Raw genomic sequence first — 20998 nt, 5'->3', positions numbered from 1 at the left:
GTGGCTAACCTTCCATTCGTATGTTTACCTGAAGCAACACAATACTACAGTGCAACACAGATAACTCATCGTGGTAAAACTTGTTTCAATATTAAAACTACAATGCGCGATTCCGAAGAAAAGCGTTTTTTTCATTCAAAAAGACCAATTGAAAGTATCCTTTTATACCACTACAAAACACCACTGAGCAGTGTTTTCCCTGTACGTTTAGTCAACCATAAGCTCACTCAAATCAATTTGGGATTTTTGAACGAGACCAATGCAGAAAATTCAACTGTAAATACCCATCCGACATATCGCAATCGTCCCTGCTTCAGTTTCCAATATCACAATCCAGGAGATGCTTTGGAGGGGTGGACCATCCAATTACCTAAACTGGTACTCGCACGAGATCTTTTTTTCTCTCATCCTTATTTATTACGTGCTGCATTATTTTCTGAAAGATATACAACTGATGTCTTAATTGATCGTAATGATGCTAAAGCCTTTCATATTTTTGTTGCACCAAACAGAAAAATAACAGCCAAGGATCTAAAGGACCCTGTTTTTCTAAAAAAACTAGCATTAATTTTATTACACCCTGAATTAAATCAATCTTTTTTAAGTATTTATGAAAAAACCATTAAAAACCAAGCTCAATCTAAAGCCTATGATTTTGATATGGATGCTCCTATCCTCAAAAACATTGAACTTGATGTTGATGGATGTATTTATTCAGACAGCAAAATATTTCGGATCGAACGTATCAATTCATTCGGAAATTTAGAAACAGGAATACATAAACCTGTTAAATTTCATTTTTTATCCCAAAAAAGTTTTGGACAGGCTAAAGATATACTAGATAAAAACCAGCATACTAAAAAACAGACAAGTCAGGATAAATCTAAATTTGATGATGAAGCTAACGCTGATATTGATCAGGAAATTACACAACTCAAAAATATTGTGGGGGAAATTTATACCATAGAAGACCTACAAATCTCACTAAATACTTCATGCTCAGAAATTAATATAACAAGACGAAATACAAGTAGGGAAGCTCTTCATGAGGACCAACCATTTGCTGGTGGAGAAGGAGAAGACGAAGGCACCCTTCCAGGATTTAGCATAGAGGCAGAAAATAATTTTACAAGTTCAACTTATCAAGACCTTAGCAAAATGCTGAAAAAAATAGAAGGCAAAGGCTATAAAGTCAAACAAATTCATAATAAGTCTTTCATAAAATATGGCCGATTCAGAGGGCATAAATTGACTAATGGTCAAAATCGCCGATTTTATGTAAATCTAATACTCGACAGAGAAGATAATGAGCTTTTTTATTTATGTGAAATTGATACCTCTGATGGAAAAAAGAATATTTCCACATTACTGATACCATACGATGTTAATGCAAATAAAATCTTCCTGAACAAAACCTTAGAATCTTTCAAAATTGCAATTTTATCGCAGTCTTTAAGTTGGCCAAAAGACTTTATTAACAAAGTTTGTAATATCCAGTCATATATAATGATTAACCATATTTCAAAAAAAGATCACGTTGTATCAAATACTTATCATGCAGACTGGGCACAGCGCATTCTAGAAAAATGGAAATCTATATATGACTCACCATAAATCTCCAAAGTTATTCTCTAACAAAAGTACTGATCGTGAGATCTTACAATTACTGGCTGAATATTCTGGAATGCTGGCTCACAAAATTACGAATGAAGGAAGCTGAATTAAATAATTTTGGCTCTATACTACCAGCATATATTATATCTTTTTCTTATTTTCAGGGATTTTAATGACTTACATGACCAAACTGACCTGCTTTAAAGCCTATGATATTCGTGGCAAACTCGATACTGAACTCAATGAAGATATTGCCTATCGGATTGGTCGTGCCTATGGACAGATCTATCAACCAAAAACCGTGGTGATTGGCTGTGATATTCGACTCAGCAGTGAAGGTTTAAAACAGGCCACCATTCACGGTTTAAATGATGCGGGTGTCAATGTTCTGGATCTGGGCATGACCGGCACGGAAGAAGTCTATTTTGGCGCCTTCCATCTGGATGTGCAAGGTGGTATTGAAATCACGGCCAGCCATAATCCGATGGACTATAATGGCATGAAACTGGTACGTGAAAATGCCCGTCCAATCAGTGCCGATACTGGTCTTAAAGAGATTCAGGCTTTAGCAGAATCAGATGAATTTATTGACGTCAGCAATAAAGGCCGTACTGAGAAATACAATATCCTGCCTGAATTTATCGATCACCTGATGACTTATATTGACGCGGCAAAAATCCGCCCGATGAAACTGGTGATGAATGCCGGCAATGGTGCCGCAGGTCATGTGGTGGATGCGCTGGAACAGAAGTTTCAACAACTCCAGATTCCGGTTGAATTTGTCAAAATTCACAATGAGGCCGATGGTAACTTCCCGAATGGCATCCCGAATCCAATTCTGGTTGAAAACCGTGATAGCACCCGTGATGCGGTCATTCAGCATGGTGCGGATATGGGCATTGCCTGGGATGGTGACTTTGATCGCTGTTTCCTGTTCGATGAAAAAGGGCAGTTTATTGAAGGTTATTATATTGTTGGCCTTCTGGCGCAGGCATTTCTGCTGAAGCAGTCTGGTGAAAAAATTGTCCATGACCCGCGTCTGGTCTGGAATACGCTGGATGTCGTGGAGCAATATCAGGGAATTACCGTCCAATCAAAATCAGGTCATGCCTTCATTAAGGATGTCATGCGTGAACATAATGCGGCTTATGGCGGGGAAATGAGTGCTCATCACTATTTCCGTGATTTTGCTTACTGTGACAGCGGCATGATTCCATGGCTACTTGCTATCGCTGTACTGTCTGAAACAGGAAAATCCTTATCTTCTCTTGTGGAAGAAATGATCGCCAAGTTCCCATGTTCAGGTGAAATTAATTTTAAAGTAGCCGATACCCAGGCGACCATCCAAAAACTTTTCGATCATTATGCCGATCAAAAACCTGAAATTGATCAAACCGACGGCGTCAGCCTGAATTTTGGTAGCTGGCGTTTTAATGTGCGTGCATCCAATACTGAACCATTATTGCGTTTGAATATTGAAAGCCGTCGTGATCATCATCCACGACCGATGCAGGACTATGTCGATGAGCTGACCCAGCTGATTCAAAGTTAATATTTCGGTATCCAGCAGAATAAAAATGGGAGCAAAATTGCTCCCATTTTTATTTAGCTTAAAAATTTTTTTTCAATAGTTCAAAGCTAATATTTTTTTTCATTTTCCGAGCAAATAACGTATTAGATTTCTGCATTCTATCGAAATCCATATCATCTAGTATTCTAGGATAATCAGGGCCAGTTTTCCAATCTATATATCTTAAAGCCATTTCTGGAGGTGTAAGTCCATAATCTAAATTTAAGTTTTCTTTAAATGGTGAATTATAGATAATAGTATGAAAGTAAACTTCATCTCCACAATACGATTTCTGAAACGCCACATCATAATTTGGATTTTTTTCTATATATTTTAATATATATTGGATTGCTTCTTTACTTAAGGTAAACCAAGAGGTTCCTTTATAAAGAATAGGCAGCTGATCTAGATTTTGCTTTAGAAAACCTAACTTGTGAAGATTGCTAATAATTTTACAAGCTATTTTTTTGATGAAAGATTTGTTTCTTTCGTAGAAAAAATCAGGATAAATATATTTAACTCTAGGTATTGGATCAACGTATTTATCGTGCCCTAAAAACTCTTTCCCAGATTCAAGCAGAAATTTTTCTATGGTATTGATATCTTTTAAAGGAATATCATCACCGGATAATAGAGAAAAATACTTATAATCAAATTCTTGTGCACAATTTAGTAATTTAAGAGTGGCATCAATTTGACTATACCCTCCCCACTGCACATCTACTCTATCTTCTATAAAGTGAATTTGTGCATGCTCTAGAATTTGACCTTTTATAGTATGAATATCTGTTTTTTTATCAACATGGATTATAATTATACTATGAGGACTTTTAATTAACTCATTGACTAAAAAGATCAATGGATTTGTTAATTGGTGACAAATAATTCCATATACAAAATTCATAGTTTATTTTCCATAGCCATTCGGATTCTGCTTCTGCCAGTTCCAGCTGTCAGCGAGCATATCCTCTAAACCATACTGAGGTTGCCAACCCAACTCTTGGACTGCCCGTGCATTGTCTGCAAAACAAGTGGCCACATCACCTTCACGACGAGAGGCTAATTCAAATGCAATCGCAACACCATTCACTTGCTCAAAAGTATCTTTAACTTGCAGCACTGAAATTCCATTACCTGTACCAATATTCCAGGCACGGCAACCTTGCGCAGTTAAACGATTATTGAGGGCACATAAGTGTGCATTGGCTAAGTCGACTACGTGTATATAATCGCGCACACCAGTCCCATCCACCGTGTCATAATCATGACCGAAAATAGATAGCTTTTCACGACGACCGACTGCCACTTGAGTCACGAAAGGCATCAGGTTATTGGGAATACCTTGTGGATCTTCCCCAATCTGGCCACTTTTATGCGCGCCGACCGGATTAAAATAACGTAATAAGGCAATCGACCAACGTTCATCCGCCACAGATAACTTTTCTAAGAGCTGCTCAACAATCAGCTTGGTATAACCATAGTTATTGGTCGGCATTCCGGTAGGCATCTCTTCATTTAAAGGTGAAGGATTATTTTCGCCATAGACCGTTGCTGAGGAACTAAACACCAGTTTAAAAACCTGTGCGCGTTGCATGGCCTGAACCAGGCTGATTGAACCGGCAATATTATTGTCAAAATAAGCTAATGGTATTTGCTGGCTTTCTCCGACCGCTTTCAGACCGGCAAAATGAATCACGGCCTCAATCGAGTGTTGCTGAAATACCTGATCTAATAATTGAGCATCACGGATATCCCCTTCAATAAATGTCAGGCTTTTTTGGGTCAACTGTTGCACCCGATTCAAAGACTCAGCAGCGCTATTGCACAGATTATCTAAAACCACCACCTCATGGTCGGCATTTAATAACTCAACACAAGTATGCGAACCAATATAGCCTGCCCCGCCCGTTACCAGAATTTTAGCCATGCTGCTTCCCTAATAAAATGTTAATTAAACCTTGAGTTGAACCATCCAGATCACCTAGCTCAGACTGTTCACCATTCAAAATAGGCAGCAACTGGTTGGCAATTTCCTTGCCTTTTTCCACGCCCCACTGGTCAAATGGGTTGATATTCCACAGCACCGATTGCACAAAAACTTTATGTTCATATAGAGCAATCAGCATACCCAGACTATAAGGATTCAGCTCTTGCATCAACAGCGTACTGCTCGGTTGGTTGCCTTCATACTGTTTATAGGCTGGCAAACTCTCTAATTCTTTTTGGTCCAAAGCCTCATTACCAAAGGCCAATAAACGTGATTGCGCCAAGCAGTTAGACAGGGCTAAATGATGCTGTTCCACCAGCGCTTCGGCACTGTCTGCATAGGTATATTGCTGACTGTTATAGCGCTTGACCGGCGCAATAAAGTCACAACTCACTGACTGCGTACCTTGATGGAGGAGCTGATAAAAGGCATGTTGTGCATTCGGTCCCACTTCGCCCCAAATAATCGGACAGGTATCCAGCTGGACTTTTCCACCATCACGTTGAATCGATTTACCGTTGGATTCCATTTCCAGCTGTTGCAAATAAGAAGCAAAGTATTTCAGTCGTCCATCATAAGGCAGGATCGCATGGGTCTGAATATCCAGAAAATTGTTATTCCATGCACCCAAGAGCCCCATCAACACCGGAATATTGCGCTCAAAAGGCTGATACTGAAAATGCTGATCGACCGCATAGGCACCGGCCAGCAGCTGCTTAAAACCGTCAATGCCGATACTCAGTGCTATCGGCAATCCGATACAGGACCACAGTGAATAGCGACCACCGACCCAATCCCACAACAGTAGCTGGTTTTCCGGAGCAATTCCCCAGGCCGTCATTTTTTCCGGCTTGGTAGAAACTCCAATAAAATGATGCTTCAGAATATAGGGATGCTGACCCAAGGCTTTTTCCAGCCACAAGCGTACTGTCTGGGCATTGGTCAGAGTATCAATCGTGCCAAATGATTTGGACGAAATAATAAATAGCGTGGTTTCCGGACGCAGTTGATGCAACAACTCGGACAGCTGACTGCCATCCATGGTCGAGACGAAATGCACATTGAGTGGCTGGGCAGACTGGTATTTAAAATCCGATAAGGCATGGGTGACCATTAGAGGGCCAAGATCTGAACCACCGACACCAATATTGACCACATCCTGAATCACTTCACCGGTGGCACCACGACGCTGTCCGGCATGAATTTGCTCTACCAAGGCATACATACGCTCAAGTTGCGCATGTACATCAGCGGCCAGATCGGCATGTTGCTGATCCTGTGCCGGTAAGCGTAAGGCCCAATGCATGGCTGCACGCTGCTCGGTATAGTTGATTGCCTGATTGGAAAATAAAGATCCAATCCAAGATCTGAGGTTCTGTGCATCCGCCCATTCAATCAGGCCCTGCACCACCTCGTCATTGATTCTGTGTTTGCTGTAATCAAAGACCACTTGCTCAAACTGGATCGAATACTGGTTAAAACGCTGGGGATCTGCAGCAAAAAGTTCTCGCAGATGGACCGCATCAAGTTGCTGTTTGCTCGAGGCGAGTTTCTGATACATCATTTCAGGATTTGGATCTGGATTAAACTGGCTCAACATTAACGTCCTACCCCAATATAATTAAAACCACGTGCCTTGATATAAGCCGGATCATACAGATTACGCCCATCTAGAATCAGTGGATGCTGCATCAGTTTAATCAGATAAGGATAATCCGGACTGCCATACTGTTTCCAAGCCGTCATCAGACACAAGGCATCTGCACCTTCGACAGCCTGATATTGATCTTCACACAGGATTAAATCTTCCCGTGCGCCATAGACCTTTTCAATATTGGCCAGTGCCTGTGGATCATGCAGTTTGACTGTCACGCCCTGCGCCCATAATGCGGTCAGCATGGCATGCACTGGAGATTGCTGGATGCTCGGGGTATTTTCTTTAAAGGCTGCGCCCCAAATCGCCACCACTTTGCCTTGTAAATCGCCACGGAAATAATTCCAGAGCTTGCGAAACAGCAATTCTTTTTGTTGTTCGTTAATTTCCCAGACCTGCTCTAACAGCTGGTTTTTCACCCCTGAATCTGCAACCGCATGTGTTAAAGTACGAATATCATGTGAGAAATTTTCTCCACCAAAACCAACGCCTGGGAACAGATAGGCAGAACCAATCCGGTTATCTGCCGCCATGCCCTGACGTACCTGCTCAATATCGATGCCAAGTTTTTCTGCTACACTGGCCAGATCATTCATATAACTGATCCGGGTGGCCAGCATGCCGGAAATACTCAGTTTGGTAAATTCGGCATCCAGTACCGGCATAAACAGATACTGCTGCGCACGCGGGAATAAGGGCCGTAACAGCTCTCTGATTTTAAGCTGTGCATCCGGTTGGTCACAGCCGACTATCAGCTGACTGGCCTGCATAAAACTTCGAATCGCATTGCCTTCCTGAATGATATCTGGCAGGTAAATCCAGTCATCATTCGGCAGAAGTTGCTGAAAACGTTGGGTTCCATGCAAGCCAAAAGTCGAGGCATTGATCATTAGTTTGGGATGAGCAAAACAGGCATGTCTGATGGTATTCAGCATCTGCAATGCCATATGCTCTTCAGTTGCATTAAAACTAAAGAAAAAAGCCTCCTGATTGAAATCCAGATGCTGAAAATCACAACAGTTTAAAAAGCCGGATTTTTCCTGTTTTTGCAACAAGGCCTGCAGTACTTCATCCTGAAAATAAGTCCGTGCCGGATCATCGCTACTGAAGCTATTACACCAGACCACCTGATGACCACATTCAGATAAAAGAGCTGAAATGACTCCGGAAAATAAGGTTTTTCCCAATACTGCAACTTTCATGATATTCCTTTTTATTATTTTTTCTTACAAAGCCAGTTCCTGAATCAATGCTTTAAACTCGGTACCGAGTTTAGGATGATCTATACCATAATGTAAAACAGCTTTTAGATAACCTAACTTGCTGCCACAGTCAAAGGTCTGGCCTTTCATGCGATAGGCTTCTACAGCTTCGGCTTGCTGCAGCATGGCAATCGCATCGGTTAGCTGGATTTCATTGCCTGCCCCGCGTGGGGTCTGTTCTAAAAGCTGCATGATTTTTGCTGGCAGAATATAACGTCCGACTACAGACAGATTTGAAGGTGCCGTCCCCACTGCCGGTTTCTCGACGATCCCTTGCATGACGATACTTTCCCCTTCCTCAGGTGATGCCGCAACATCAACAATGCCATACTGGTCGACGAGATGTTCAGGCACTGCTTCTACCATAATTTGTGAAGCTTTAGACTGTACAAAGCGCTGAATCATGCGTGACAAATCATTTTCCGGATCCTGATCCTTGACCAGCACATCTGGTAATAATACCGCAAAATCTTCATCGCCAATCACGGCTTTGGCACAGAGTACTGCATGACCTAAGCCCAAAGGCTGCGGTTGACGTACACTAATAATACTTACACCGCTAGGCAGAATTTCAGTAATTTCTTTGAGTAAATCGGTTTTGTTTTTTTGCTCAAGCGTGGTTTCAAGTTCAAAATTACGATCGAAGTAATTTTCAATCGATGCTTTTGAAGAATGAGTCACCAAAATAATTTGTTCAATCCCGGCGGCTACCGCTTCACGGACCACATATTCAATCGCCGGACGATCAACCACAGTGACCATTTCTTTGGGAATCGATTTGCTGGCCGGTAAAAAACGCGTACCAAGGCCGGCCACAGGAAGAATTGCTTTCTTAATCATATCTATAAATAACCTAGTTCACTTGAATTTCGTTGCCACGGACATAACCATCGACATAGTATTCCAGCTGCGCCAATGCCCATTCAATATCGGATTGGGTCGCTGAAAGTTCATGCATCCGTTTAAAGACCTCCAGGATTTCTGCCAATGGATAATGCTTCTCGACTGATCTCAAAATACGCTTATGCGAGGTAATTTCTGTATTTTCTTCATCAATCAGCAGTTCTTCATACAGCTTTTCACCCGGACGTAAGCCGGTATATTGAATTTCAATATCGCCATTTGGATTTTTTTCTTCACGGACTTTAAGTCCACTGAGTGAAATCATTTGTCGTGCCAGATCCTGAATCCGTACCGGTTCGCCCATATCCAGCAAGAATACATCTCCGCCAGTACCTAGGGCACCAGCCTGAATCACCAGCTGCGAGGCTTCCGGAATGGTCATAAAGAAACGGGTCACTTCGGGATCGGTCACGGTAATTGGCCCACCCTTGGCAATCTGCTGTTTAAATAGCGGTACCACCGAGCCTGAAGAACCCAGTACATTACCAAAGCGGACAATACTGATCTGGGTCTGATCCTGAGCTTCTGCCATGGCCTGACAATACAGCTCTGCCATGCGCTTGGTCGCACCCATCACATTGGTTGGACGTACCGCTTTATCGGTTGAAATCAGCACAAAGGTTTCGACACCTTTTTTCACCGCAGCATTGACACTAAATGCCGTTCCCACCGCGTTATTTTTCAGGCCTGCTAATGGGTTACACTCCACCAGAGGTACATGTTTATAAGCCGCTGCATGATAAACTGTTTGTATCTCATATTGTTCAATCACCCGCTCCAGCTTGCGTTCATCCAATACTGAGCCCAGGATTGGAATAATGTCACATGATGCTGTAAGACGTAATTCTTTATCAATACTATATAAAGCAAATTCTGTCAGTTCATAAATGATAATTTTGGCCGGCTGGTTTTTAATAATCTGGCGACAAAGCTCAGAACCAATTGAGCCACCTGCACCTGTGACCATCACCACTTTATCTTGAATATTTTTGGCTAAAAGTTCTGCCACCGGAGGTACCGGATCGCGGCCCAGCAGGTCAATAATATCCACTTCCTGAATATCAGAAATTCTAATTTCACCATCGACCAGTTTAGTCAGGCCGGGAATCTCGGTAATTTTTAAATGAGCCGGTTCTAAAAACTTGATGATTTCACTTTTACGTATCCGCCCGACTGAGGGCAGTGCAATCAAAATTTCACTAATCTTTAATTTAGGGAGATATTTCAAGGCAATATCTGGTAAATAAACTTGAATCCCACCAATATTTTGGCCATTTAAAGACGGATTATCGTCAATAAATATAATTGGCACATGCTCATTGGAGCGATTTAAGGTGGCTGCTACCTGCTGCCCTGCATTCCCAGCGCCGTAAATCGCGATCCGTTTTTTAGGCACTCCGGCCTGTAAATAATAACGCACGATAAAACGGATAAAACCTCGGCTAAACCAGACCCAGGCAAACATCATAAAGCCAAACATCAACGGGATGGATGTCGGAATAAAGGCATGGGTGCTATAAGCCAATAAATACAGGCCAATCACGGATAAGATCGTTGCCAAACCCAGTTTAACAATAAAAAATTCATTGAAGGTACGCACAATAAAGCGATATACACCGCAGAGAAATAGAGCCAATACAGCAATAGCACTGACCCAAACCGTACCAAAAGGAATATTGGGTACAACTTCTGCGCCGAGGTCAAACTGGCGGATGGCATAACACAGCCAGATTAGAACAGAGAAAATACAAAAGTCTAAAATGACTAAAAATGCGAGTTTTGCTGAACGTGGAGATTCGACTAAAGGCAGGATGATGGACTTCACGTGATATGTCTTCTCAATAGTACTTATAAGTTTCAATCCAATTTAGGTATTAGAATGACTAAATTGAAACTTGGGTAAATTTATCAAATGCACCTGTTGGTGCATTCTACGTGATTGAATCATGATTAGATTATATGCGACTAATGATCTGCTGGATGGCAGATTCAGTTGTTTGAATATTATTTTCTGTTAATGTCGGATGGACCAAGAACATCAAACTGGTTTCACCCAGTTTTTGCGCATTTTGCAAACGCTGTGTCGGTCGCCATGCTGTACCATCAAAAGCATGCTCCAAATACACCTCGGAACAAGATCCACTAAAACATGGCACACCCAAGGCATTCATCTCTGTCATAATCCGGTCACGTGACCAGCCTTCAGGCAACCGATCTGTATTGACCTGCACATAACATTTATATGCGGCATGGACATACTCATCGGATGGGCGATGCACGCTAAAATATGGACTGTCTGCAAATGCAGCATAAATTTTTTCCATATTGGCCATGCGTTTTGCAGTCCATTCCGGCATCATTTTGAGCTGAATACGTCCAATCACCGCCTGCATTTCCATCATGCGCCAGTTGGTACCAAATGAATCATGTAACCAGCGGAATCCCGGTGGATGCTGCTTGTTATAGATGCTATCAAAATTCTTGCCATGGTCTTTATAAGACCACATTTTTTTCCACAGCTCTTCATCATTGGTGGTGACCATACCGCCTTCACCGCCTGTGGTCATGATCTTGTCCTGACAAAACGACCAGGCTGCGATATGACCGATGGAACCAGCCGACTTGCCTTTGTATTTTGCGCCATGTGCCTGTGCACAGTCTTCAATCACATACAGGCCTTTTTCCTGTGCCAATTGCATGATCGGATCCATATCACACATCCAGCCAGCCAGATGCACACAAATAATCGCTTTGGTATTTGGGGTCAGTACTGCTTCGATGGTTTCAGCAGAAATATTCTGTGAATCCAGCTCAACATCAGCAAAAATAGGATTTGCTCCAGCCGTCACAATCGAACTGGCCGATGCCAGAAAGGTGCGTGAGGTGACAATTACATCATCCCCTGCTCCAATGCCTAAGGCTTTTAAAGCAACATCGAGTGCCACGGTTCCATTAGCTAAAGCCACTGCATACTGGGTTTCTGCAAACTGGGCAAATTCTTTTTCAAACTCACGGCATTCTTGCCCTGTCCAGTAGTTGACTTTATTCGACAATAAAACCCGGGAAACCGCATCCGCTTCTTTCTGGGTAAAACTTGGCCATGGTTCAAATGCAGTATTTAACATGATGTTTCCTGAATTTTTAAAATTTAAAAACTTATTTTTTCTCTAAAATCCGTGCCGGATTGCCGATGACCGTCACGCCCGGTGGCACACTTTTGGTGACGACAGCGCCCATGCCCACCACTGCCCCTTTGCCAATTACTAAAGGTTGATCTGGTGTGCCCTGTTTGATCACAGCACCCGTACCAATATAGGCATGGTCTTCAATATGAATATTGCCATTACATTTCACCCCAGGGGCAAAAGTCACATAATCACCAATGATGCAATCATGCGCTACATAACTAAAGTAATTCGCATGAAAAAATTTACCAACCTTGATATTAGAAGTAAAATGCACGTAATTACATAAAATAGCACCTTCACCTATTTGTACTTCATCCATACAAACAGTCGTAGATGCACTTACTGACCAGTGCTTTAAGTTATATAAATCAATTTTTTGAGTAAGTTTCTTTCGAATACCACTATTAGCAATTGCAATCGTCACATATTTATCAGCAGCTTTTAACTCAAGAAAAGCTTCAAAGCTATAAACTTGATGACCATTAATTTGATCTTGTACTTCACCATCGTCAATAAATACAAGCTCATAGTTTTGATCATTTTCAGCAATCAACTGTTCTCGTGCAAGCGGCATGACCCCACGACCAAAACCACTTGCACCGTAAATTGCGTATAAATATTTTAAACTACTGCCCATCTTTTTTATTACCTAGGAAGCGCGTCATCGTTACTTCTTCAGACTGATTAATGCCTTCTTTAACTAATACTTTTTTTACTGTTTGAAACATGATTTTAAAATCGAGCCAGATTGACTGGTTCTCTACATACCAGGTATCAAGTTCAAATTTCTTTTCCCAACTAATTGCATTACGACCATTGACTTGTGCATAACCGGTCATGCCAGGACGTACTTTATGACGTTTAGCCTGTTCTTCATTATATAAAGGTAAATAATCCATAAGTAATGGTCGTGGCCCAACAATACTCATATCGCCTTTAATCACATTCCAAAGTTCCGGCATTTCATCAAGACTCGTTGAACGTAACATTTTTCCAAATTTTGGTAAGCGTTGCTCATTTGGTAATAAATTACCTTTCTCATCTCGCTCGTCTGTCATGGTACGAAATTTAATCATCTCAAATGGTTTACCATTTAAACCTGGACGAACCTGACGAAAAATAACAGGAGAGCCTAGATTTTTGCGTACTTTATAAGCGACATAAAAATAGAGAGGAGACAATAGAATTAGTGCAATTGAAGCAATGATAATATCGAGAAGGCGTTTTAACATTTAAAGACCTAAAATTTTAATTAATCTTTGATTCACTTTTTCCGCATCGAACTTTTCGATTGCTATTTTATGGCTTTCATTTCCCATAATGCGAATTTGTTCTGGATGTTCTATAAAATAAATCATCTTTTCAGCCAATGCTTGAGGATTCCACTTCGGTACTAAGAAACCATTTACACCATTATTAACCGTTTCTCTACAGCCAGGTACATCTGTCGTAATAATAGCACGACCAATTGCCATTGCTTCTTGTGTACTACGTGGTACACCTTCTCTATAATAAGAAGGTAAAACAAATACACTTGCTTTCTTAATCCAATCAGCAACATTATCAACATATCCAGGATATTCAATAATATTAGTTTGTATTAAATCTTGTAGCTCTTCTTCTTTAAGGCTACCTAAAGCTAATTTATCAATTGCACCTAATACAGTAAATTTAATATTGGGATATCTTGCTTTTACAATTTTAGCAGCTTTTATATAATCATGAATTCCTTTCTCAGCCAATAATCGTGCAACAAAAATAAAGGATATATCCGAATTTAAATTTTCAGAATATTTATACTTATCTAAATTTAAACCTATTCCACCCAAAATTTCTACCTTCTTTACTTTAATCACATGTTCTTGTATTAAATCCTTTGGATCATCAGGATTCAAAAAAATAAGCTGATCAAGTTGTGGCAAAGCTATTTTATATAAAAAAACCTGTATTTTTTTAATTAGTTGTGTTTTTTTACTTAAGCCTTCAGGTTGTTCTGTAAAAGTATAGCCTAAACCTTCAAGCATACCAACTACACGCGACACTTTAGCTATTTTTGCAGCCAAGGTACCAAAAATCACTGGCTTAGTAAAGTAAGATAAAACTAAGTCTGGAGAAATATTTTTTATTATTTTAATAAGTTTTACTGTTGAAATAATATCATTTAATGGGTTTAGTCCACCTCTATTAAAATCATAAAAAATAGGCTGTGCTCCAATATTTTTTAATAAAAGAAAATTATCATATTTTTCATCTGTAACTAGAGTAAAAACTTGATGACCTTCGGAACACATTTTTTTAATCAAGTCTAGACGAAAACCGCACATGCTTGATGATGTCGTACCAATAATTACAATTTTCATAAGTTAAACCATTTTCTTATTTAAAAAAGAAATTTGACACATTATATAACCAAAACCCAACCATAAAAATGTAAAGGATACTCCCTTAGTTAGAATCAAAGAGAATGTCATATAAATTAATATAAAAAAACCAAGCATAAAATTTTCATTATAAAAATAAGATCGATTTTCAAATAATGCTAATGAGATTCTAAAAAATGAGTAAATCAATAATAAAGTTATTGATAAAAATGTAAAGAACCCAAAAAACTGCCATGCACTTAGTAGATTATGAGCATAACTATTAATATAACCATATTTTTTTATTAAAATATTGGGGTCACCATATAAAAAATTACTATCTAGTTTAGAAATAGCAAAATTTAGAAAATCAATTCTCGCCAAATAAGAATCATCCTCATCCATAGTGTCCTTTGAAATAGCCATTCTTCCAATAGTATCAACACCAATATTAGTATCCATACTACAAACTATAAGAATAAAAAGAAAAGATATTATAAAAATTTTTTTTGAGTTTTTAATTATAATTTTTTTTAAAAAAAACAATAATATTAAAATTATTGTAAGTAAAAAAATATAGAAATTACTTCTACCACCAATACCAAAAAGAGCCATTAAACCTAGAAAAAATATAGGCAGCTTGAAATTCTTTTTTGCGAGTAAGAATGAAATAATAATTATAAGAACAAAAAAGTTGCCAAAGTGTAGATGTGATATAGAGTTATCCTGTATAGATTGTCTCAATGTGTAATAGTCAATAAAAAAACCACCATTCATATTCACAACAATAGAAAAAAATAAAATTAAAGAAACAATCAATGGAAAAAATATTTTTTTATTAGAAAAATCAAAAAAATATAATGCACAACCTATAAAAAACCAAACAAGGCCATTCAGAAGGATATCAAAAATATATGATAATGAATTAATATTATTAGTATCCCATAAAATTTCAGAAAACGTATAATATAACAATATAGAAATTAACATTAAAATGAATGGAAAAAAGAATTTTAACTCCCAACTCTTATTAAAAAAATATTTACAATTAATTAATAATGAAAGAAATGCTAACAAAGCAAAAAAATAATAAAAAATAGGATAATTTTTATATAAAAAAAGCTTAGTAACTAATGAAGATAACATAAAGAAGATAGTCGAATAAATTATAAAATTATTAAGACGATAAATTCCAATCTTCATTACAGAAAACTTCCTAAAAATTTTTCAAAATTTGATTTTTTCAGGATATTATCCCACATAAATTCTTCATATGATTGATTTGATGCTATATTAAAACCGACATCAACTATATCTCCTTGGTTATTCAGCCATATAAAATTAGACTTATATGTATCATTAAACTCACTTGACCACGCATATTTATTAGATATCACTCTCAACCCTGATGCTAAATATTCTAATGTTTTGGTACTAGTTTGAACATTATAAGGATAAATATTTGGAGTATAATTGAGGCCAAAATATGCATCTCTATAAATTTCTGGTAATTCTTTTCTTGAGACTTGTCCCAAGCAGACTATTCCACTTCTTAAAAAAACCCTCTCCTCTTCAGATGTGATTTTTCCAACCACAATAATCTTATATTTTTTTGACAAATTTAATAAGGTTTCTATCAAACCATGTCTACCTGAAATTGATCCACAATATAAAATATCGTAAGTGGGATTTTCACTACACTTTTGAAAAAAATCCTCATCTACCCCCATATCTCTATAAATGAAAGGAATATCATCACTAAAACTCATTCCATCACAAACAATATCGTTTAAAAAAATTCTTCCGTTAGGTTTTCGATTTATTATCTTTTTTGTATAGTTCTTTAACCTTGCATACGGAGGAGTAGAAAGACTTTGATACTCATGAATCTCTTTCGCCCGACCATTATTTTTTTCCCAGAATGGTCTACTACCCATAAAATATATATTTATATCATTATTTGGATCTAGAGTATAATCCAATTGAATATCATGTCCCATCGACTTTAGATATTTTTCATATGCATATGCTTCAGGAGTATAAGCATTTTTGGAAATTGTGATACCAATATACATTTTATTTCCAAATCCTTTTCAAATAAAAAAACTGAAAAGTTAATAAGAATAGACTAATTTTTTTTATAAATTTAAAGTTATCTGGACAATAATTTATTAATTGTCCACTCAAAATATAACTTTCAACTTTATTCAAATTATGTTTTTTTACAAAAAAATCATAAGATTTAATTACATCTTCTACTCGTTTGGTAGTGATTCTTTCATGATTATGACTGATATCGACTACCTGAGTCGGAATATTTAAATATTTAAAAGCTATATTTTTTTTCTTTATTAGATTATACCAACACTCTAAATCTTGCCATGCCTTTAAATTTTCATCAAATCCTCCTGCTTCTCTCAAAACATTTGTTTTTAAAAAAATTTGATTACCTATGAAATTCTGTTTTAAAATTTTTTTTGCTGATTTAACCCCCATTATTTTAAATATATTAGTTTCTTTTGGCTTAACAAATTTACCCTCAGATATTTTCATGATATTACTAGAAAAAATTCCTACCTCACTATTTATTAATACTTTATTTACAAATAGCTTGATTCTATTTTCTAAAAAATAATCATCATCATCAAGCCCTGTAATAAATTCTCCTTTTGCATTTTTAATCGCAATATTTCGACTCACACAAGCACCGCTATTTTTTTCTTTTATAAAATAGCGAATACGTGAATCTTGCTTACTTATATCTTCTAAATATTCATGTGTACTATCTGTAGAACAATCATCCACAATAATAATTTCTAAGTTTTGGTAAGTTTGTTGGCGCACTGATTCTACAGCACGTTTTAATAATTTCACACGATTATAAGTAGGAATATAAACTGTTACTAAGGGGTTAAATTGCTTTAAGCTCATTATTAGTTTTCACCAAATAGATCACGTGTATAAATTTTATTGGATTCAATCTTTAACTCATCACTCATCCGGTTTGCCAAAATTATATCTGAACTTGATAAAAACTCATTCAAATTATTTTGTAGAGAATAATGTTCAAATTTTTCTTGTTGTAAAGTTGGTTCATAAATTTGAATTTGGATATTATATTCTTCTAACTCACGAACAATATCCTGAATAGCAGAATCTCTAAAGTTATCAGAATCCGCTTTCATAGTCAGACGGTAAATACCTACAATATTTGGACGTTTTTTCAAAATTTCTTTTACAATAAACTGTTTACGTGTCTTATTTGAATGAATAATCGCCTGGATTAAATTCTGTGGTACATCTTTATAGTTAGCCAGTAACTGTTTCGTATCCTTTGGCAAACAGTAACCACCATAACCAAATGAAGGATTATTATAATGCTGACCAATCCGAGAGTCTAAACCTACTCCTTGCACAATATCCAAGCTACTCAAACCATGTTTTGCACAATAAGTATCCAACTCATTAAAATATGCTACACGCATAGCTAAATACGTATTAGAAAATAATTTAACTGCTTCTGCTTCAGTCGCATTCATACAGAGAGTGGGAGCTTTTTTTTCGACTGTCGCATTTAGATAAAGCTGGGCAATTTTTTCAGCACGTTCGGACTTTTCACCCACGATAATACGTGATGGATATAAATTATCATACAAAGCTTTGCCTTCACGTAGAAACTCTGGCACGAATACAATTTGTTCTGTTTTAAATTTTGCTTTTATCTGTGCTGTATAACCTACAGGAATAGTCGATTTTATAATAATAGTTGCAGTGCAATTTAATGGTAGAATTTCTGCAATTACACTTTCAATAGAAGATGTATCGAAATAATTGGTCTCAGAATCATAGTTAGTCGGTGTTGCAATAACAATATAATCTGCTTGTTCATATGCCTGAACTTTATCAAGTGTAGCCTTCAAATTTAAATTATCTTCTTGAAAAGCCTGTTCAATATAGTCATCAGCGATAGGAGATTTTTTTTGATTGATTAAAGTTACACGACTTTCATTAATATCTAAACTTGTTACTTTATGCTGACGTGCAAATAGCACAGCATTAGACAAACCGACATAACCTGTTCCTACTACTGTAATATTTTTCATTGCATTACCCATAATTGTCCGATCTTTTCCCCAAAACTACCTGCGAAGCTTTTACTTCTTCCTGCGCCAGGGGTAAAGGTAATTTCCCCAAAGTAAATTGATTGTTGCGTAATATACCAATCTAATCGAACATAGTCATATTCATTACATAGGACTTCATTCAGCTTAACAATCTCTCGGATCCTCATTTGCTCATACGCGTTGAGTGTCAATTGAAAACCAAAGGGACTATGTAAAATAGAATCTAAATTATTGACATCAAAAAAAACCGTTTCATAACCTTTTTCTGATCGCTCTGCGACTACTTGTAGTAACTGCTTAAAATCACCATTATCCGTTGTAAAACGGTGAAATTTGTAGTCCCGCAATGCTTCCCCTTCTGAAGTGATCTTCTGCTCAACCACCAGTTTAGGCTGTATTAAACTATAATGCCATTCATCACACACTTGACTAAAATCAAGTTTCAACCATCTTTGTGCTTGCTCAATAATATAATCTTTTTCTCTGCTAGAAGGTACATCATCAATAATTTTCACCATACCAGCACCATGATTTGGCTTAATTACAATTTTCTCCCATTGATCCATACCATATAAGTCATCAGGATTTTCTGTACATAGAATTAATGGAATTAAATAGTCCTCGCCTATTTTTTCTTGAACATATGCGCGAACAGCATATTTATCTGCCAGTAAAGAGAATTGAGAATCTTTATCGTACAAAATACGATTTAAAACTTTCTCATTAAAATTTTGAGGGTTCTCAATATTTGGAAAGACTCCAAAAGTCCTAAAATAAGTCAGAGCTAAACGATACTTTTTCGGTAATTTAGAAATTATTAACCTATACAGATTTTTTAACATTTTTCAAACCTATTAAACTAAGATGTAATTTCAAAATAACCTGATTTCTAAAAAAATAATTTGCTAATGTTAAAGATAAAAACTCTATCAGAACAAAACACATAACTGCTCCCCATATTCCATAATACTGAATAAATCCATAGGACAAAGGAACACTTAACATGCTAACACTTATCATTTTAATAGATAAATATTTATAGCCATTTAATTTTATCATATACCGATAACTAATTGTTCCCAAAGCAGAAAACATAGTTGCTAAAACAATAAACGGTAGTAATTTTATAGAGTCAACAAACTCAATCCCATATAAAGTATTAACCACCCATGATCCCAATAAAAACATACACAGCATTACAAATGCTGTAATAATTATCACCAACCAGTGTATTTGTCTTAAATAATACAACTCTACAGACTTATTTTTTTCTGAATAGATTTTTGAGAAATAACTTGTAATTAGTGCCATATTGATAAAACCCCAAGCCGAACCAAGAGTTAGAGCAACATTATAAACACCCAAAATAGAAAATGAGGTAAATTTAGCTAAAAATATATTTGAAATTTGAGTATATAAGACAATAGATAATGTAGATAAGACTAAACTCCCCCCTGTCAAAAACATATATTTATTGTACTTATTCCTATTTCTTATAGTTTTTTTCCCTTTATAATTTTTAAAAAAATATAATCTTCTTAATATATATGGAACCATTGCCAAAACAATAATAGGAAAAATCATTGTATAAGCTTCAGCTTCAGTATAAACTAAAAAGAACCGTAAAGTTAATGCTAAAATAAGACCTGTTATATTTGTTAAAGCATTTACAATTGAAATAAGCTGACTATTATTATGTATAGAAAAAATATCATTAATTATAAAGTAACTAGCGATACAATTACCCACCCCGAATACAAAGGTTAACCAATCACTGCTAAACCATAAATATATAAGAGCACAACCTGATGTCAGAATATATATATAACAACGCATTACCTGTGTTGATATTGCTAAACGAATACCTGATTGAACATTTTTACTAAAATGTTTAAACAATATATTTTGAGCACCAAACCAGGATAAAGTCTGCACAAAAACAAAAATTGATGTGGAAAAAGCTAACTTACCAAAGCTCTCAGGTCCAATATATTTAGCCATATACGAATTGACAAAAATAAGCCCAAATATGCCTAAGAATTTTTCCAACATCATCCAAAGCGAATTGGAAAAAATTTTCTTATCAAAAAACATATTTGTAACTGTCATTTAATTTTTCAATGTCTAAATTTAGACCATATAGATTGTGGTCATTTATCATATACATCATATTCATGCTTATATCTTCAAAGTGATCATGTACAAAAAACTCAAACTAGCATGATAATAATTTTTCAATCATTCAATTAAAAAAACTAAGACATTCTTGAATTCACCTGCCAAGCTGTATGATCCGAATCATTTAATTTTAAATAAAAAAAACACTCACTTGGCTT

The 20998-nt window shown here is 36.9% G+C and carries 18 protein-coding genes; 2 read left to right on the top strand and 16 right to left on the bottom strand.

What is annotated here, in order from left to right; genetic code table 11:
• The gene (locus AC1P5O_RS00355; RefSeq protein ID WP_499005461.1) at window positions 1-1614 is read left to right on the top strand and encodes a Tn7-like element transposition protein TnsE; all 1614 of its coding nucleotides are present in this window, start codon (window positions 1-3) and stop codon (window positions 1612-1614) included.
• Between the two features lie 172 nt (window positions 1615-1786).
• Window positions 1787-3166, top strand: a complete 1380-nt coding sequence (locus AC1P5O_RS00350) for a phosphohexomutase domain-containing protein (RefSeq protein ID WP_499005459.1) — start codon at window positions 1787-1789, stop codon at window positions 3164-3166.
• A 58-nt stretch (window positions 3167-3224) separates the two neighbouring features.
• On the opposite strand, the gene AC1P5O_RS00345 is transcribed toward AC1P5O_RS00350, so the two are convergent.
• The 16 genes from AC1P5O_RS00345 to AC1P5O_RS00270 all read right to left on the bottom strand — a co-directional run bounded on the left by AC1P5O_RS00345 (window position 3225) and on the right by AC1P5O_RS00270 (window position 20771).
• Window positions 3225-4088 carry a beta-1,6-N-acetylglucosaminyltransferase gene (locus AC1P5O_RS00345; protein ID WP_499005458.1) on the bottom strand — a complete coding sequence of 288 codons (864 nt, stop codon included), beginning with the start codon at window positions 4086-4088 and terminating at the stop codon, window positions 3225-3227.
• A 3-nt stretch (window positions 4089-4091) separates the two neighbouring features.
• Window positions 4092-5111 carry a UDP-glucose 4-epimerase GalE gene (galE, locus tag AC1P5O_RS00340; protein ID WP_499005457.1) on the bottom strand — a complete coding sequence of 340 codons (1020 nt, stop codon included), beginning with the start codon at window positions 5109-5111 and terminating at the stop codon, window positions 4092-4094.
• Window positions 5104-6771, bottom strand: a complete 1668-nt coding sequence (gene pgi / locus AC1P5O_RS00335; protein ID WP_499005456.1) for a glucose-6-phosphate isomerase — start codon at window positions 6769-6771, stop codon at window positions 5104-5106. Before pgi ends, galE begins: the two co-directional genes overlap by 8 nt.
• Entirely contained in the window at window positions 6771-8027 is a 1257-nt protein-coding gene (locus AC1P5O_RS00330) for a nucleotide sugar dehydrogenase (protein WP_499005455.1), read from the bottom strand. The genes pgi and AC1P5O_RS00330 overlap by 1 nt, the downstream gene beginning before the upstream one ends.
• Window positions 8028-8051: 24 nt before the next feature.
• Window positions 8052-8927: a UTP--glucose-1-phosphate uridylyltransferase GalU gene (galU, locus tag AC1P5O_RS00325; protein ID WP_499005453.1), complete on the bottom strand. Its 876-nt coding sequence runs from the start codon at window positions 8925-8927 to the stop codon at window positions 8052-8054.
• A 13-nt stretch (window positions 8928-8940) separates the two neighbouring features.
• A complete protein-coding gene (locus AC1P5O_RS00320) occupies window positions 8941-10815 on the bottom strand; it encodes a polysaccharide biosynthesis protein (RefSeq protein WP_499005451.1) in 1875 nt (624 codons plus the stop codon).
• A gap of 130 nt (window positions 10816-10945) precedes the next feature.
• Entirely contained in the window at window positions 10946-12115 is a 1170-nt protein-coding gene (locus tag AC1P5O_RS00315; RefSeq protein ID WP_499005449.1) for a DegT/DnrJ/EryC1/StrS family aminotransferase, read from the bottom strand.
• A gap of 31 nt (window positions 12116-12146) precedes the next feature.
• Window positions 12147-12815 carry a NeuD/PglB/VioB family sugar acetyltransferase gene (locus tag AC1P5O_RS00310; protein WP_499005448.1) on the bottom strand — a complete coding sequence of 223 codons (669 nt, stop codon included), beginning with the start codon at window positions 12813-12815 and terminating at the stop codon, window positions 12147-12149.
• Window positions 12805-13410, bottom strand: coding sequence for a sugar transferase (locus AC1P5O_RS00305; protein ID WP_499005446.1), 606 nt, complete (start codon window positions 13408-13410; stop codon window positions 12805-12807). The genes AC1P5O_RS00310 and AC1P5O_RS00305 overlap by 11 nt, the downstream gene beginning before the upstream one ends.
• A complete protein-coding gene (locus AC1P5O_RS00300; protein ID WP_499005445.1) occupies window positions 13411-14538 on the bottom strand; it encodes a glycosyltransferase family 4 protein in 1128 nt (375 codons plus the stop codon).
• A 3-nt stretch (window positions 14539-14541) separates the two neighbouring features.
• Window positions 14542-15741 carry a hypothetical protein gene (locus AC1P5O_RS00295; protein ID WP_499005444.1) on the bottom strand — a complete coding sequence of 400 codons (1200 nt, stop codon included), beginning with the start codon at window positions 15739-15741 and terminating at the stop codon, window positions 14542-14544.
• On the bottom strand, window positions 15741-16613 hold the full coding sequence (locus AC1P5O_RS00290) for a hypothetical protein (RefSeq protein ID WP_499005442.1): 873 nt from the start codon (window positions 16611-16613) through the stop codon (window positions 15741-15743). The genes AC1P5O_RS00295 and AC1P5O_RS00290 overlap by 1 nt, the downstream gene beginning before the upstream one ends.
• Before the next feature lies 1 nt (window position 16614).
• Entirely contained in the window at window positions 16615-17469 is an 855-nt protein-coding gene (locus AC1P5O_RS00285; RefSeq protein ID WP_499005441.1) for a glycosyltransferase, read from the bottom strand.
• Window positions 17470-17471: 2 nt separating this feature from the next.
• Entirely contained in the window at window positions 17472-18641 is a 1170-nt protein-coding gene (locus AC1P5O_RS00280; RefSeq protein WP_499005440.1) for a nucleotide sugar dehydrogenase, read from the bottom strand.
• Window positions 18638-19504 carry an ATP-grasp fold amidoligase family protein gene (locus AC1P5O_RS00275; RefSeq protein WP_499005438.1) on the bottom strand — a complete coding sequence of 289 codons (867 nt, stop codon included), beginning with the start codon at window positions 19502-19504 and terminating at the stop codon, window positions 18638-18640. The genes AC1P5O_RS00280 and AC1P5O_RS00275 overlap by 4 nt, the downstream gene beginning before the upstream one ends.
• Window positions 19485-20771, bottom strand: coding sequence for an oligosaccharide flippase family protein (locus AC1P5O_RS00270; protein ID WP_499005437.1), 1287 nt, complete (start codon window positions 20769-20771; stop codon window positions 19485-19487). The genes AC1P5O_RS00275 and AC1P5O_RS00270 overlap by 20 nt, the downstream gene beginning before the upstream one ends.
• Between the last annotated feature and the right edge of the window lie 227 nt (window positions 20772-20998).

Source organism: Prolinoborus fasciculus, assembly GCF_056724605.1.
This window is presented reverse-complemented; position numbering and strand designations above follow the sequence as displayed.